This window comes from Rhizobacter sp. (assembly GCA_019635355.1).
Lineage (GTDB): Bacteria > Pseudomonadota > Gammaproteobacteria > Burkholderiales > Burkholderiaceae_C > Rhizobacter.
In genome coordinates this window covers 909392-923613 of sequence record JAHBZQ010000001.1, presented here as the reverse complement: position 1 = coordinate 923613, position 14222 = coordinate 909392, and the positions used below count along the sequence as shown (strand labels likewise).

Annotated in this window: 16 protein-coding genes; 8 read left to right on the top strand and 8 right to left on the bottom strand. The window is 69.5% G+C overall.

All coding sequences use genetic code 11. The features are described from left to right. The 4 genes from KF892_04130 (at position 1) to glgA (ending at position 4398) form a co-directional block, all read left to right on the top strand. Complete coding sequence (locus KF892_04130; GenBank protein MBX3624181.1) at positions 1-300, top strand: hypothetical protein; 300 nt, start codon at positions 1-3, stop codon at positions 298-300. Between the two features lie 121 nt (positions 301-421). Beyond that, positions 422-1636 carry a glycoside hydrolase gene (locus KF892_04125; protein ID MBX3624180.1) on the top strand — a complete coding sequence of 405 codons (1215 nt, stop codon included), beginning with the start codon at positions 422-424 and terminating at the stop codon, positions 1634-1636. 72 nt (positions 1637-1708) lie between these two features. After that, on the top strand, positions 1709-2935 hold the full coding sequence (locus KF892_04120; GenBank protein MBX3624179.1) for a glucose-1-phosphate adenylyltransferase: 1227 nt from the start codon (positions 1709-1711) through the stop codon (positions 2933-2935). After that, a complete protein-coding gene (gene glgA / locus KF892_04115; protein MBX3624178.1) occupies positions 2932-4398 on the top strand; it encodes a glycogen synthase GlgA in 1467 nt (488 codons plus the stop codon). Before KF892_04120 ends, glgA begins: the two co-directional genes overlap by 4 nt. Here glgA and KF892_04110 read toward each other — a convergent pair. Both KF892_04110 and KF892_04105 read right to left on the bottom strand, forming a co-directional pair. Continuing rightward, positions 4384-5880, bottom strand: a complete 1497-nt coding sequence (locus KF892_04110; protein MBX3624177.1) for an ATP-dependent DNA helicase RecQ — start codon at positions 5878-5880, stop codon at positions 4384-4386. The two genes, glgA and KF892_04110, sit on opposite strands and share 15 nt — an antisense overlap. A gap of 1 nt (position 5881) precedes the next feature. Further along, positions 5882-6268: a hypothetical protein gene (locus tag KF892_04105; GenBank protein MBX3624176.1), complete on the bottom strand. Its 387-nt coding sequence runs from the start codon at positions 6266-6268 to the stop codon at positions 5882-5884. A gap of 172 nt (positions 6269-6440) precedes the next feature. On the opposite strand from KF892_04105, the gene KF892_04100 reads away from it, so the two are divergent. The 4 genes from KF892_04100 (at position 6441) to KF892_04085 (ending at position 9090) form a co-directional block, all read left to right on the top strand. Continuing rightward, positions 6441-6668, top strand: a complete 228-nt coding sequence (locus tag KF892_04100) for a hypothetical protein (GenBank protein ID MBX3624175.1) — start codon at positions 6441-6443, stop codon at positions 6666-6668. Between the two features lie 43 nt (positions 6669-6711). Next, the gene (locus KF892_04095; GenBank protein MBX3624174.1) at positions 6712-7296 is read left to right on the top strand and encodes an NAD(P)H-dependent oxidoreductase; all 585 of its coding nucleotides are present in this window, start codon (positions 6712-6714) and stop codon (positions 7294-7296) included. A 70-nt stretch (positions 7297-7366) separates the two neighbouring features. Next, on the top strand, positions 7367-7618 hold the full coding sequence (locus tag KF892_04090; GenBank protein ID MBX3624173.1) for a hypothetical protein: 252 nt from the start codon (positions 7367-7369) through the stop codon (positions 7616-7618). A 128-nt stretch (positions 7619-7746) separates the two neighbouring features. Beyond that, the gene (locus KF892_04085; protein ID MBX3624172.1) at positions 7747-9090 is read left to right on the top strand and encodes an HD domain-containing protein; all 1344 of its coding nucleotides are present in this window, start codon (positions 7747-7749) and stop codon (positions 9088-9090) included. On the opposite strand, the gene KF892_04080 is transcribed toward KF892_04085, so the two are convergent. From KF892_04080 to KF892_04055, 6 genes are all read right to left on the bottom strand, one after another. Continuing rightward, positions 9079-9504 carry an SCP2 sterol-binding domain-containing protein gene (locus KF892_04080; GenBank protein ID MBX3624171.1) on the bottom strand — a complete coding sequence of 142 codons (426 nt, stop codon included), beginning with the start codon at positions 9502-9504 and terminating at the stop codon, positions 9079-9081. The two genes, KF892_04085 and KF892_04080, sit on opposite strands and share 12 nt — an antisense overlap. After that, a complete protein-coding gene (locus tag KF892_04075; protein MBX3624170.1) occupies positions 9504-10406 on the bottom strand; it encodes a U32 family peptidase in 903 nt (300 codons plus the stop codon). Before KF892_04075 ends, KF892_04080 begins: the two co-directional genes overlap by 1 nt. Continuing rightward, complete coding sequence (locus KF892_04070; GenBank protein MBX3624169.1) at positions 10403-11419, bottom strand: U32 family peptidase; 1017 nt, start codon at positions 11417-11419, stop codon at positions 10403-10405. The genes KF892_04075 and KF892_04070 overlap by 4 nt, the downstream gene beginning before the upstream one ends. A gap of 25 nt (positions 11420-11444) precedes the next feature. Beyond that, positions 11445-12707, bottom strand: coding sequence for an NnrS family protein (locus KF892_04065; GenBank protein MBX3624168.1), 1263 nt, complete (start codon positions 12705-12707; stop codon positions 11445-11447). 76 nt (positions 12708-12783) lie between these two features. After that, on the bottom strand, positions 12784-13893 hold the full coding sequence (locus KF892_04060; GenBank protein ID MBX3624167.1) for a hypothetical protein: 1110 nt from the start codon (positions 13891-13893) through the stop codon (positions 12784-12786). Then, complete coding sequence (locus KF892_04055; GenBank protein MBX3624166.1) at positions 13887-14222, bottom strand: metal-sulfur cluster assembly factor; 336 nt, start codon at positions 14220-14222, stop codon at positions 13887-13889. Before KF892_04055 ends, KF892_04060 begins: the two co-directional genes overlap by 7 nt.

Sequence of the window (14222 nt, the reverse complement as noted above, 5' to 3'; positions counted from 1 at the left end):
ATGATCAAGGAACGCACCCCGGATCGACCGGAACGGCCCGCCGCCACGCGCGACCCGCGCGCCGTGAAGGAATCCCACGAGCGGCTCGAAGGCAAGGCGAAGAAGCCCGCCGAGACCGTGCCCACGTATCAGGAATTGCTCGACGAAGCGCTCGACGAGACCTTTCCGGCCAGCGACCCCATCTCGCCGAGCGCGGCGATGGCCGCCGAGAAACGCATCAGCACCGAGAAAGACGCACACGACTGGACGCTTCGCCCCGGCGCCTGCCAGCCACCCGACTGCGAGCCGCCGAAGAGCTGAACCCGCTGCGTGACATCGATCACGTCGATGTCACCGTTTACGCGACGTAACGCCGGCATGTCGGCAGCAGGGCGACGTCGCTCCCTACACTGCCCCGCATCGTCTGGATGCAAGGCAGTTCATGAGCAACCACCACGACACTGCGCTGTTGGCCCGCACCTTCTCACACCACGGCACCGACCACGCCACCACGCTCGTCGACGAGTGCAGCGCGCGGTCGCTGCAACTGCTGCGCGACAACCTCACGCCGCAAGGCATCCTCGCCGCCAGCCGCACCGAAGCGGCCGAGGCCCGCAGCTACACCCGCATCTTCGGCCGCGATGCCGCCATCTGCGTGCTGGCGATGGCCGGCACCGGCGACGAGGCCCTGGAGACCGGCGCCGTGGCCAGCATCGAATCGCTCGCGCTGCTGCAGGCGCCGAACGGCCAGATCCCGAAATACGTCGACCCGGAAGGGCTCGACGCCGATTTCTGGTACCTCGGCTGCATCGACGCCACGCTGTGGTGGCTGATCGCCATCGACCACCTGCGCCGCGAGAGCCGCATCGCCGGGCTCGACCAGCGCTGGGGCCCGCAGATCGACCGGGCCCTGCACTGGCTGCTCGCCCAGGAGCACCAGCGCTTCTTCCTTTTGCAGCAAAACGAGGCCAGCGACTGGGCCGACATCATGCCCCGCTCGGGCTTCGTGCTCTACACCAATGCGCTCTGGTACCGGGTGAAGCTGCTGTACGAGCTGCCCAACCTGGAGCAGACGCACTACCACTTCAACCACCTGTTCCACCCCTTCAAGAAAGACCTGCCCGAGTACCGCCGCGGCCGGCTGCTCGGCCACTACGCGCGGCGAGGCCTGCGCGACCCGGGGCTCTACCTGAGCTTCGTGAACCTCTCGTTCGCGGGTGAGGAGGGCGATGTCTTCGGCAACCTGCTGGCCGTGCTCTACGGCCTGGCCGACGAGTCGATGGCGCGCGAGATCATCCAGACCTTCACCGAGGCACGCGCCTCGGAGCCGTACCCGATCCGCGTAGTCACGCACCCGATCACCCCCGACGACGAGCTGTGGCGCCAGTACATGAACCGCCATCAGCAGAACCAGCCGCACCAGTACCACAACGGCGGCATCTGGCCCTTCGTGGGCGGCTTCTGGGCGATGGCGCTGGCGCAGCTGGGCAAGCGAGACGCCGCCCGGCATGAGTTGAGCAAGCTGGCCCAGGTCTGCGCGCTCGACGACTGGCGTTTCACCGAGTGGTTCCACGGCCGCACGCTGATGCCGATGGGCATGGCGGGGCAGAGCTGGAACGCGGCAACGTTTCTCATGGCGCAAAAAGCGCTTGCCTGACACACCGTAAATCCTTCCGAAAGCTGCGGCACGCGGATTGCCACTGTTCCGTCATGACGACGAGAACAGACCATGAATAAATCCGCCGACAGCGTGCTGGCCTTCGTGATGGCGGGGGGCGAGGGCACGCGGCTGCATGACTTGACGGCCCACCGCTGCAAGCCCGCCGTGCCTTTCAACGGCAAGCACCGCATCGTCGATTTCGTGTTGAGCAATCTGGTCAACAGCGAGATCTACTCGATCTACCTGCTGGTGCAGTACAAGTCGCAGGCGCTGATCGAGCACGTGCGGCAAAGCTGGCAACTGGCGCGCTTTCTTCCCGACCACTTCATCACCGTGGTGCCGCCGCAGATGCGCAACGGGCCCGAGTGGTTCCAGGGCACGGCCGATTCGGTCTACCAGAACCTCCACCTGATGGAGACCTTCAAGCCCGACATCGTGGCCGTGTTCGGCGCCGACCACATCTACCGCATGGACGTGCGGCAGATGATCGCCCACCACAAGGCGAACAACGCCGACGTGACCGTGGCCACGCTGCCGGTGCTGCGCGAGCAGAGCCCGAGCTTCGGCATCGTCGAGACCGACGACCACCTGCGCATCACCGACTTCCAGGAAAAGCCGCAGACCTGCCGCCCCATGCCCGGCAGCACGACCCACGCGCTCGCCTCGATGGGCAATTACATCTTCAACGCCGACGTGCTGATGAAGGAACTGCAGACCGCGCACGAGAAGGGCGAGAGCGACTTCGGCAAGCACATCCTCCCGCGCCTGATGAAGACGCACAAGCTGATGGCCTACGACTTCGCCACCAACGTCGTGCCCGGCACCGCCGACTTCGAGGAGCCCGCCTACTGGCGCGACGTGGGCACCATCGACGCCTACTTCGCCGCCCACCTCGACACGCTGGGCGCCACGCCGCGCTTTCGCATGACCAACCCGGAATGGCCGATCTACGCGAGCGCCGACCAGTCGGAGTCGGCCAAGATCGAATGCGGTGTGATCCGCCGCTCGGTGCTCGGCTCGGGCTGCGTGGTGAACGACGCCCACCTCGACCACGCGATGCTGCGCCGCGCGGTGACGGTGCAGCCCGATGCCGTGCTCGACCACTGCATCGTGATGGACCGCAACGTGATCGGTCGCGGCGCCAAGCTGCGCAACGCGATCGTCGACCTCGACAACTTCATCCCGCCCGGCGAGAGCATCGGCTACGACCTGGCGCGTGACCGCCAGCGTTTCCACGTGAGCGACAACGGCATCGTCGTCGTGCCGCGTGGCCACTTCCCCGCGCCGCGTGCATGAGCGCCAGTGCCGCGCTGAAGGTCCTCTTCGTCACCCCTGAATGCGCTCCGTGGGTCAAGACCGGCGGCCTCGGTGACGTGAGCGCGGCGCTGCCCGCCGCGCTCGCTGAACTCGGCCACGACGTGCGCGTGCTGATGCCGGCCTACCGCTCGCTGGCGCAACTGGCGCAGCAAGGCTCGCAGCGCCTGCCGCTGCCGGCCGAAGGCGTGTGGCCCGCCTGCGAGCTGGTGCGGGTGCAGGCCTCGGGCTTCAGCCTCTGGCTGCTCGACTGCCCGGCGCTCTTCGGCCTGCCCGGCGGGCCCTATGGCGACGAGACGGGTGTGGACTATGCGAGCAATGCCGAGCGTTTCGGCCTCTTGAGCCACGTGGCGGCGCGCATCGCGTCGGGCGCCTCTCCCTGGGCCGACTGGCGCGCCGACGTGCTGCACGCCAACGACTGGCCCACCGGCCTCGCCGCCGCCTACCTGAGCCGCATGCCCGCGCCGCACGCGCGCAGCCTCTTCACGATTCACAACCTCGCGTTCCAGGGCAATTTCCCGCCCGACCGCCAGGCCGTGCTCGACCTGCCCGATGCGTGGATGCAGGTCGAAGGCGAAGGCCTGCTGCACTGGGACCGCATCTCGATGATGAAGGCCGCGCTGCGCCACGCCGACGTCATCACCACCGTGAGCCCGACCTACGCCCGCGAGATTCAAGAGGAGGCGCTCGGCTTCGGCATGGACGGCATGCTGCGCGCCCGCAGCGCCAGCCTGCACGGCATCCTGAACGGCATCGACACCCGGGTCTGGAACCCGGTGAGCGACCCGCTGATCCCGGTGCGCTACGGGGCTGGCTGTCTCGACGACAAGGCCGGCAACAAGCGAGCGCTGCAGACCGAGCTCGGGTTCTCGGTGAAATCACGCACGCCGCTCTTCGGCGTGGTGAGCCGGCTGACCGACCAGAAGGGCATCGACCTCATCCTCGACAACCTGATGTGGCTGCTCAAGCAGGGCGCGCAACTGGTGGTGCTCGGCAGCGGCGAGCCGCGCTACGAGCAGCGGCTCAAGGAGCTGGCGGCCGAGTTCCCGGCCAGCGTGGCGGTGCGCACCGGTTTCAACGAGCGCCTGGCCCACACCATCGAGGCGGGCGTCGATGTCTTTCTGATGCCATCGCGCTTCGAGCCCTGCGGGCTCAACCAGATGTACAGCCAGGCCTACGGCACGCTGCCGGTGGTGCGCGCCACGGGCGGCCTCGCCGACTCGGTGCGCGATGCGTCGGGGCCCGATGGCACCGGCTTCGTCTTCCAGGACGACAGCGCCGAAGCCCTGCGCGAGACGCTCGTGCGCGTGCTGCGCCTCTACCAGCAGCCCGGCCTCTGGCGGAGCCTGCAGCAGCGCGCGATGGCCCAGCCTTTCGGCTGGCCGCAAAGTGCACAGCGCTACGTGGCGCTGTACCGCGACGGCTCGGCTTCAGGCCGGCGCTGATTCCCGGTGCAGGCCTGCCTGGTGCTGCGCCAGGCGAACGCAGCTGTCGCAGGTGCCACAGTCTTCGCGCAGCGCCTCGCCTTCCAGGTGCTCCAGCAGCACGCGCCACCGGCAGTGGCCGGTCTGCGCGTAGGCCACCATCTGCTCCAGCTTCGCCCGGTCGGCTTCGCGCCGGGCCTGGTATTCGCCGGCAAGTCGGTGCAGTGTCTTGCTGTCCAGCGTGTCCTTCAGCAGGCGCAGGTGGCCAGCGGCATCGGCGCCGACGATGCGCAAGCGCCGCAGCAGGCTCACCGCCACCTGCAGCTTGGTGCGCGGGATGTCGAGGCGCTCGCCCAGCTGCGCGAGCGTCTGGTCGGGTTCGCGCAAGAGCGCGGCGTAGAGCGCGTCGAGCTCGTCCAACCCGGGGTAGCGGCCGGCCATGAAGAACTGCTGCACAGCCTTGTCGCGCTGGAGGAAGAGCAGGGTGCAGGTGGCGGGCAGGCCGTCGCGGCCGGCGCGGCCCGACTCCTGGTAGTAGGCGTCGAGCCCCGAGGGCATCTGCCAGTGCAGCACGAAGCGGGTGTCGGGCTTGTCGATGCCGAGGCCGAAGGCATTGGTGGCGACCATCACCCGCGTCTGGCCATCCATGAAGGCGTCTTGCGCGGCGCGGCGCTCGTCGGCCTTGAGCTTGCCGTGGTACAGCGACACCGACTCGCGTGCGAGCAGCAGCGCCTCGTAGACGGCCTCGGCCGCCTTGACGGTGGCGCAGTAGACGATGCCCGTCCCTTCCAGGCCAGCCACGAGCGCCTGCAGCCGCTCGAGCTTGTGGGTGTCGTCGGTGACGAGCTCGACGGCATAACGGAGGTTGGGCCGGTAGGCACCGGTGTTGACCACCCCCGCCGCCGGGATGCCCAGCTGCTGGCAGATGTCTCGCGTGACCTGCTCGGTGGCCGTGGCCGTGAGCGCGAGCAGCGGCGGGCGGCCGAGCGCCTTCGCCGCGTCGGCGATCTCGAGAAAGGCCGGGCGGAAGTCGTGGCCCCACTGCGAGATGCAGTGGGCTTCGTCGACGACCAGCAGGCCGATCGGGTGCTGCTGGAGCTGCTCGCGGAAGGTCGGCTGCGCCAGCTGCTCGGGTGTGGTGAAGACGATGCGCGCCGAACCGTCGGCCACGGCGGCCAGGGCCTCGCGGCTCTCGGCGCCGTCGAGTGCGCTGTTGACCTGCACGGCCGCCACGCCCTGCTGCACGAGCTTGTCGCACTGGTCTTTCATCAGCGCGATGAGCGGCGACACGACGACGGTGCGCCCGTCGATCAGCAGCGCCGGCAGCTGGTAGCACAGAGACTTGCCGGCGCCGGTGGGCATGACGGCCAGGGTGTGCTGGCCGGCGAGCACGCGCTCGATCACCGCCTGCTGGCCCTCGCGCAGTTGCGTGAGGCCGAACACCGACTTCAAGGTGCGCGCTAGCCGCCGCGCCGGTGAAGGCTCCTGTTTGCGGGCCGCCACGTCAGTGGCGCAGGTCGTCTGAGGCTTCTTCGTCGCCGGCTTCGCCCAGCTCGGGCTCGTCGGCCACCAGCTCGTCGACCTCCAGCCTGTCGGCGTCGTCGAGTGCGTCGGCCGTGCGGATCACCCGGTCGGGCAGGATGTCGTCGCCGTCGCGCGGCTCGGTGCCGGCTGCGGCGGCTCGCTCGCCGGTGCCGCGGGCATCGGTGTCGCTGTCGAGTTCGGCGGGCACCGCGCCGGTGCCGCCGTCGTCGGCGTCGGTGGCAAGGGTGCGTTCGCCTTGCACGTCGCTGCCGGAGTCGGAGCTGTCGCTCGGGCCCAGCAGGTCGGCGCCGGTGCCGCGGGGTCGTTGGGGAGCGGCGGTGCCGCCCAGGATGCTGCTCGTTGCCATGTGGAATCTCCTCGATGCGCTGTGTGTTCAGCGATGAGGCGACTGTCGCGCGGCGTGGCGGCGGGGGCCATCGGAGCACAGGGCAAGTGCGTGTGGGGGAAGTCCCACGCGCCGGCCCGCTTCGGTACGGCACTTGCCAGCCGACAGGCATTGCCACCGAAGGAGTCCGCCCATGGATCTCAGCATCGACGAAATCTACGCACGCCTCACGCGGGGCGTGGGCCGCGAGCTCGTCAACGACGACAACGTCTTCGCCCTCATCGAGCGCGCCGAGCGCGATCGCCACACCCTCCTCGCCACCGAGCTGCGCGAGTGGCAGGCGCCGTGCAGCTCGGTGCAGCAGGTGCCCAGCACCATCGCCCCCACGCGGGGCTTCAACCGGGAGAACGTGAAGCATTGAGCCAGCGCAAGGGGGGCCTATCCACGCACTGCGAGCATGGCGCATGGGCAAACGAATCCTCATCCTCCAAGGCCACCCCGACGCGCATGCGCGCCACTTCTGCCACGCGCTCGCCGAGGCCTATGCCCAGGGCGCCCGCGCCGCGGGCCACACCGTCGAGACCTGCGAGATCGCGCAGCTCGACTTCCCCCTCCTGCGCAGCAAGGCCGACTGGGACGACGGCCAAACGCCCGAGAGCCTGAAGCCGGTGCAGGAGGCGATCTTGCGGGCCGAGCACCTGGTGTTCGTGTTTCCGCTGTGGCTGGGCGGCATGCCGGCATTGCTGAAAGGTTTTCTCGAGCAAGTGGCGCGCCCGGGGTTTGCGCTCTCGAAGATGGACGGCCAGGGCTTCCCGAAGAAGCTGCTGGCCGGCCGCTCGGCACGGCTCGTGGTGACGATGGGCATGCCAGCGCTGGCGTACCGTTTCGTCTTCCGGGCGCACAGCCTCAAGGCGCTGGAGAGAAACATCCTCGGGTTCGTGGGCATTGCACCGATCCACGAAACGCTGATCGGCATGATCGAAGGCGACGCGAAGCATCGCGAACGCTGGCTGGTGAAGCTCGGGCGGCTGGGCGCCCGGGGTGACTGAAGGCCTCTGTTCCTCCGGAACGTTGCCGACCGGCCGTGATCCCAGTCTGTCCGACGTACAGGAGACCGACATGGACTACAAGCTGCATCTGCTCGACTCGTTTGCCGCCCGCGGCGCCGACGGCCAGACGTACAAGGTCTGCGCCTATGAGCACCTGGTGCAAGACCGTTCCCTGCCCACCGACGGGCAAGAGCACTGGGAGCCGAACGGGCAGGTCGAATACCGGCTGGCCGGCGGCGAAAGCGTGGAGGAGCTGCCCGATGGCAGCCTGCTCCTGCGCAGCTCGCACCTGACGCTCACCCCGCTCGGCCTGCGGCACTGAGCCCGAAAGCCTGATCTGGATCAAATCGCGGCACGGAGGGTGCCGCGCTGCGGTCGTGCGCCCTCAATTGCGCCGGCCCGCGGCCGATATAACCGAATGCACCCGGAGGCTTCGACCAAGAGCTGCCCATGACTGCCGCGACCGCCGCTGCGACCGAACCGACCGATGCGGTGAACCCGCATTACCTCAACCATGTCGTTGCGACTTCCGAGAAGCACGAGGTGGCGGCGTCGGAAGACATCGTGACGGGCAACGGCGTCAAACTCCTGGCCAAGGGCGCCCGCATCGATGCCAGCACGCGCGACCGGCTGCTGTGCCACAAGCTGGCCAAGCCACTGGAAGACTGCATCGAGATCGTCGACGGCATCATCCCGGGCCGTTTCGAGCCGGTGGCGAACGTGCTGCTCGCGCAGCACCCGCTGCTCGAAGCGCTGTGCATGAGCGATCGGTCGCGGCCGATTCCCGCGTCGCTCGCCAAGCTCACGCTGTCGAAGCCGATGCAGTCGCTGCTGACGGTGTATGGGCAGCAGCAAGCGCAGCGTGTCGAACACGCGGTGGGCGTGGCGATGCTCGCCATGGCGCTCGGGCGCCGCCTGCTCCCGGGCGAGATCGACCGCCACCGCATGCTGGCCACCGCCGGCCTGGTGCATGACGTCGGCGAGCTCTACATCGACCCCGAGCTCGTGCGCAAAGGCACGCGCCTGGACGCGCCCAAGTGGCGCCACATCGCCGCGCACCCGCTGATCGCCAGCCGTGTGCTGCGCGACATGGTCGGCGCCGGCAACGAGATCGCCGACGCGGTGCTGATGCACCACGAGCGGCTCGATGGCTTCGGCTACCCGCGGGGCATCAAGGGCGACGACGTGTCGCTGAATGGGCAGATCCTGGCGGCGGCCGAGTGGCTGATGGGCCTGGTCGAGTCGGGCCGCACACCCTTGCTGCGTGCCAGCATGGCGGCGCGGCTGGTGCCCGGGGAATTCACGCCCGAGCTGCTCGACGCGGTGTCGTCGGCCGCACGCATGGCGCCCGACATGCCGATCGAGCTGGCTTCGGCGCCGCCGCTGGAAGAGGTCGTTCCGCGCATCCTGCGCGTCGCCGCCACGCTGGAGCGGTTCCAGGGCGAGCTCGGCTGGATCGAGCAGCAGATCGAAGTGGCGAGCCCGCGGGTGCGCCAGGTGCTCGAGTCGGGGCTGCGGCGGATCCAGCGCATCCGCGCATCGTTTTCCAGCACGGGGCTCGACGCGGGCAGCCCTGAATACATCGTGGCCGAACTCGCGTCGCTGCAAGACGCGCGTGTCTATGCCGAGATCGTCACGCTGGTCGGCGAGATGGAGTGGCGCATGCGCGAACTCGAGCGTGAGCAGCGCCTGCGCGCCGGCCACCTCGACCCTCAGGGCCAGGCGCTCATCGGCTCGCTGGTCGAGCGCTTGAGGGGCACGGCCCCATCGGCCTCATCGACCTCAGCGCCCTGAGGTCCACAGCGGCCCGAGCGCGTCGAGCGCGTTCTTCAGCACGAGGCCCATCTCGGTGTCGCCTTCCATCGTGAGCAGCCGCTCGAAGAAGAGGCGGTCGGCGTCGTCCTGGCCCGCCAGCAATCGCGCGTAGGTGGCCGACGAGGCCACGATGCGCAGCGCGGCCGGCGCGTTGGACGAGGCAACCTTGAAGCCCTGCGGGCCGAGCTGGAGCTTCATGCGCAACCCGAGGTCGGTGACTTCCACCGTGACGGGGCGGCCCGAAAGCGCCTGCGTGGTATCGGCCGGCAGGCGCGGGCGCAGCCAGCGGTTGAGCGCGAGCGAAAGCGCGAACGCGGGCGGCTCTTGCGGCAGCCGCCTCACCACCGACTTCATGCGTGCCGCCATCGCGGCCGGAATCTGCATCGCCACCATCACGCCACCTGTGCAATGCCGGGCTGCCCGTGGGCGAAGCCGTTGACCAGACCGCCGGGCAGGCTGGCCGCGTCGAGCTCGCGCCAGGCTTGCGCCGCATCACCGCCGTGGTTCATCACCTGGTCGAACGCGTCGATCACGCCGTTGAAGTGCCGCGACATCGGCGAGAGCCGCAGCCGCGTGACGCCCGCGGCCTGCAGGCGCGCGTGCTCGGTGATGAGGCACTGCTGCGCGGCCGACTGCGTCTGGATGCCGTTGAGCACGAGAAAGGGCTGGCCTTCGCCGGTCGACAGTAGCAGGCCGGCGGCATCGTCGCGGCAGCGGAATTCGCACTGGTCCTTGCTCAGCCGGTGGTGGCGGGCGGTGAAGCAGCGCGCGGAAAACGCGAGCGGCATGCGGCCGTAGGCGAACACCTCGGTGGGCACGCCACCGCGAATGCCGCCGATGGCGTCGAGCGACAACTCGACCGGGGCCACCCAGCGGGTCGCCCCGAGCCGCACGTATTCGTTCATCGCCTGCGGGCTGTACACGTTGATGTGCGGGCCGAGCGAGAAGGGCACGCGCATCTCGGTGAGCACGCCCAGCGCCGACGCGTCACCGGCCTCGACGAGGAACTCGCCCTGTTCGGCGACGCGGCGCAGCACGCGCAGGTCGGCTTCCGACTCGATCAGCGCTTGGGTGGCGAGCACGACCTCCTTGCCGGCGGCGCGCAGGTCGCGCGCGAGCGCCAGCCAGTCGGCGGTCTTCATCTCATGGCGGCGCGAGCACACCACCTCGCCCAGCACCACCGAGCCGGCGCGGCTTTCGGCCACGTCGGCGTAGAACTGGAGCAGTTCGTTTCGCGGCCAGTAGTAGAGAACCGGGCCGATGGACAGGGTGAAGTTTTCTTGAGATGCAGTCATCGCCAAGGCCGCTCAAAGGCGCCCAGGGTGTGTTGCTGGCCTTCGGCCAGATGGGCCAGCCCCGCCGTCCAGGCCGGGTCGACACGGAAACGGTGCGGGTCGGCGGCGGCGCTGTCGATGGCCTGTCGCCACACGCGCGTCACCTGTTCCACATACGCCGGGCTGCGCTGCCGGCCTTCGATCTTGATGGCGCCCACGCCCATGCGGATGAGCTCGGGCAGGATGGCCAGTGTGTTGAGGCTCGTGGGCTCTTCGAGTGCGTAGTCGCGCGCGCCGTTGACGTCGAAGCGGCCCTTGCAGAGCGTGGGGTAGCCGCGCGGCTCGTGCGGCGCGTAGCGGTCGATGAGCAGGCCGTTGAGGCGCGCATCGGTGCCTTCCGGCCCTTCCTGCCAGCGCACGGCCGACGGCGGCGAACACACGCCCGCGTTGTTGGGCGACTGGCCGGTGGCGTAGGACGAGAGCGCGCAGCGCCCCTCGACCATCACGCAGAGGCTGCCGAAGCCGAAGACCTCGATGTCGACCGTGCTGTGGCTGAGCACGCTCGCCACCTGCGACAGCGTGAGCACGCGCGGCAGCACCGCGCGCTGGATGCCGTAGTGCCGCTGGTAGAAGGCGATGGCTTCGTGGCTGGTGGCCGAAGCCTGCACCGACAGATGCAGGCGCAACTCGGGGTGGTGCTCGCGGGCGTAGGCCATCACGGCGACGTCGGCCACGATGAGCGCATCGGCACCCAGGCGCGCGGCAGCGTCCACCGCGCCGTGCCAGGTGGCCATGCGCTCGCCGTCGGCGAAGGTGTTGAGCGCCATCAGAACCTTGCGGCCACGGCGGTGGGCGTAGGCAATGCCTTCGCGCAGCTGCTCGTCGTCGAAGTTGAGGCCGGCGAAGTTGCGGGCGTTGGTGGCGTTGCGCAGGCCGAGGTACACGGCATCGGCGCCGGCGTCGATGGCGAGCTTCAGGGCGCGCAGCGAGCCGGCCGGGCACACGAGCTCGGGCTTGGAGGGGCGTGGGGTCATGGAGTCGGAAAGAAGAGAAAGACGCTCAGCCGGCGCGGCCGTCGGGCCGTGGCGTGCCGAACCAATGGCCGTAGCGCACGCCCCAGGCCGAGCAGACGATGGCCCAGCCGAGCGCCGCCGCGAGGATGAGCGCGAGGGCCCACAGGCCGTCGACCTGCATCAGCACCGCACCCAGCAGCCGCGCGAGGATGGCCACCTGCAGCAGCCAGAAGAGTCGCCAGATGAAGCCATCCGCCGCGAGCACGCGCCCGCCGTGGCCGCAGCTGACGCGCGTGACCATCGCCAGCATCGTGGACGCGAGAAAGCCCATCGTGTAGGCATGCATCGGCGCGAGACCGAGCGCCGAGGCCGGGCCGCCCGCCGCTTCGAGCGCATGCGCGATGCCGAAGAGCACCAGCGCCACGCCGAGCCAGGTGAAGCCGATGTGCAGCATGGCGAGCAGGCGGATGCGCAGGCTCTGCACCAGGCCCCATCGCACGGCGAGCGCGATGCAGCCGAGGCCTGCGGCCAGTTCGACCGCGGCGAGGGGCAGCGCCCAGATCGCCTGCGTGACCCCGAGCACCTCGCCGGTCGACACGGCCGCGCGCAGCGCGAACACCGCGACAAAGACCCACAGCAGCCCCTTTGGCCGCCACGCGTCCAGCGAGGGCACGGCCGCGGCCGAGAAGAAAGGCACCATGCGGTGCGCGGCGGCGGCGAAGATGAGGCCGACGAAGCCCCAGAGGCCGAGTTGCACGGCGGCGCGCACCAGCGGCACGTCACCGAGCGCCACGCCGGCCGCGGCCAGCGCGAGGGCGAAGCTGCCGACCGCGCCGCCCACCACGATGAGCGTGACGTGCAGCCGGTCGTCGACCCTGCTCGTGGCGACCATGACGGCGAAGCGCAGCACGGCCACCGTCCACCCGAGCGCCACGGCGGCGAGGCCGATGGCGCCGACGACCTGCGCGAAGGCCGGGTCGCGTGCATGCACCGAGAGCAGGAAGACGAGCCAGCCCGCCACCTGCGGCAGCAGGCAGGGCAGCAGCGTGCGTGCATCGACAGCCGGCCGTGACAGCCACTTCGGGCCGGCGGTGAAAAGCAGGCCGATGAAGAAGAAGGGCATGAAGCCGAAGCCCATCAGCAGGCTGTGCACCAGGCCGGGCGGAAGATGCGACGGCAGCCCGTAGCCGAACGAGCTGCCGAGGGTGAGAAAACCCCACCACACGCCGCTCAGCATGAAGAGCAAGGCACCGCAGGCAAACGCCAGCCGGTGCGGTGCGAGAAAGAGTCGATCGAAACGCCAGTGCATAGGGTGCATATGGGCCGCAGAGGCTAGGGCCGCGCCGGGGTTGGCGCCTTGATCGAAGGCAAGAGGGGGCGTCTTCTCATGGGCGCCCGCGCTCGGATGAGAACTTCGACTTCCACGCGATGGCCGAGGCGCCCACCGTGAGCGCAAAGGCCACGATCGCCAGCGCATTGAGCGCGGAGCCCACTCGCAGCAGCGAGGGCTCGGCGTGCGACAGCAGCAGGCGGGCCACGAGTGAACCGTGCAGCAACGCGAGCGGCAGGTAGAAGGCCCACGAGAAGGCGATCTTCACGCGGGTGAGCGCCGGCAGGATCACCGGCGCGTGGCCGAAGATCATGCTGAACACGAAGCCGAGCGCGAGGCCATGCAGCGCCGCATCTCGCCAGGGCAGGCCGAGCGAGCTGCCCATCCATGCGAGACCCGCCACCGCGAGCCAGCCGTAGCCGAGCAGCAAGCACACCGCCATGTAGCGGCTGAGGCCATGCGCGAAGAGGGTCTTGCGGGCGATGTCGAAGCGGAACAGCCAGACCGAGAGCGCGATCAATGCCGCGCCATAGAAAAGGCCGCCCGGGACGACACTCGCCTCGAACAGCGACAGGCCGCACCCCACCGACAGCACCACAAGGGCCGCGAGCAGCGTGGGCTGCGCGCCGGGCCTGCGGCGCATGAGCCGCGTCATCTCGAGCCGCTCGGCCGCGATGGTGAGCACGAGGAAGGCGAGCCACCACGAGATCGCGCCCTGGGCCACGCCGCCCAACGCATGCGCGAGGGCGCCGACCCACCAGGCCACCGCGGCCACGAGCAGGAGCAGGGTGTGGTCCGCCCGCTGGCGCTTGACCACCACCCCATTCACCGCCACGAAGGCGCTGGCCGCGAGCACCGCGAGCCAGGCGGCCAGATCGGCGAGGCTACTCACCAGCAGCACACCGGAAAGGCCCGACGCCACGGGGGCGGTGAAGGCCGCGGGGTGCTTGAGCGCCACGGCGCGCTCCAGCCCGATCACGGTGCCGAGAAAGGCCGACACCATGAGGAAGGCGTGGCCGAGCACGGCGCGCGGCAACCAGCCGGTGCCCGAGAGCACCTCCCACGACACGCCGGCGCGCACGAGGCCGCCAGCGATGCCGCTCGCGAGCGCGACGAAGACCAGGGCCAGGAATGCAAAACGCAGCGCCAGGCGCTGCGTCACCATCCCATGAAGGCCTTGGCCCTGGCGCTCATGCGCTCGGGTGTCCACGGTGGTTCCCACACCAGCTCCAGGTCGATGGCCGTGCCGCTGGGGGCGACACGGCCGAGTTCTTCTTCCGCTTCGTCGAGGATGACGTCGGTGACCGGGCAGGCCGCCGAGGTCATCGTCATCACGACGTGCCAGCGGCCGGGTTCGACGTGGACCGAATACACCAGGCCCACGTCGACGATGGTCATCGCCACCTCCGGGTCGACCACGCGCTTGAGCGCGTTTTCGATCGGGCCCAGCCACTCGGCTGGGCCCTCGTAGGCGAACGAAGCTGGCGTGGCCAT

Bases quoted from the DNA above. Each gene is read 5' to 3' on its own strand.
- KF892_04130 (MBX3624181.1), top strand. From the start codon at position 1: ATGATCAAGGAACGCACCCCGGATCGACCGGAACGGCCCGCCGCCACG.
- KF892_04125 (MBX3624180.1), top strand. From the start codon at position 422: ATGAGCAACCACCACGACACTGCGCTGTTGGCCCGCACCTTCTCACAC.
- KF892_04120 (MBX3624179.1), top strand. From the start codon at position 1,709: ATGAATAAATCCGCCGACAGCGTGCTGGCCTTCGTGATGGCGGGGGGC.
- glgA (MBX3624178.1), top strand. From the start codon at position 2,932: ATGAGCGCCAGTGCCGCGCTGAAGGTCCTCTTCGTCACCCCTGAATGC.
- KF892_04105 (MBX3624176.1), bottom strand. From the start codon at position 6,268: ATGGCAACGAGCAGCATCCTGGGCGGCACCGCCGCTCCCCAACGACCC.
- KF892_04100 (MBX3624175.1), top strand. From the start codon at position 6,441: ATGGATCTCAGCATCGACGAAATCTACGCACGCCTCACGCGGGGCGTG.
- KF892_04095 (MBX3624174.1), top strand. From the start codon at position 6,712: ATGGGCAAACGAATCCTCATCCTCCAAGGCCACCCCGACGCGCATGCG.
- KF892_04090 (MBX3624173.1), top strand. From the start codon at position 7,367: ATGGACTACAAGCTGCATCTGCTCGACTCGTTTGCCGCCCGCGGCGCC.
- KF892_04085 (MBX3624172.1), top strand. From the start codon at position 7,747: ATGACTGCCGCGACCGCCGCTGCGACCGAACCGACCGATGCGGTGAAC.
- KF892_04080 (MBX3624171.1), bottom strand. From the start codon at position 9,504: ATGGTGGCGATGCAGATTCCGGCCGCGATGGCGGCACGCATGAAGTCG.
- KF892_04075 (MBX3624170.1), bottom strand. From the start codon at position 10,406: ATGACTGCATCTCAAGAAAACTTCACCCTGTCCATCGGCCCGGTTCTC.
- KF892_04070 (MBX3624169.1), bottom strand. From the start codon at position 11,419: ATGACCCCACGCCCCTCCAAGCCCGAGCTCGTGTGCCCGGCCGGCTCG.
- KF892_04065 (MBX3624168.1), bottom strand. From the start codon at position 12,707: ATGCACTGGCGTTTCGATCGACTCTTTCTCGCACCGCACCGGCTGGCG.
- KF892_04060 (MBX3624167.1), bottom strand. From the start codon at position 13,893: ATGGTGACGCAGCGCCTGGCGCTGCGTTTTGCATTCCTGGCCCTGGTC.
- KF892_04055 (MBX3624166.1), bottom strand. From the start codon at position 14,222: ATGGCCACGCCAGCTTCGTTCGCCTACGAGGGCCCAGCCGAGTGGCTG.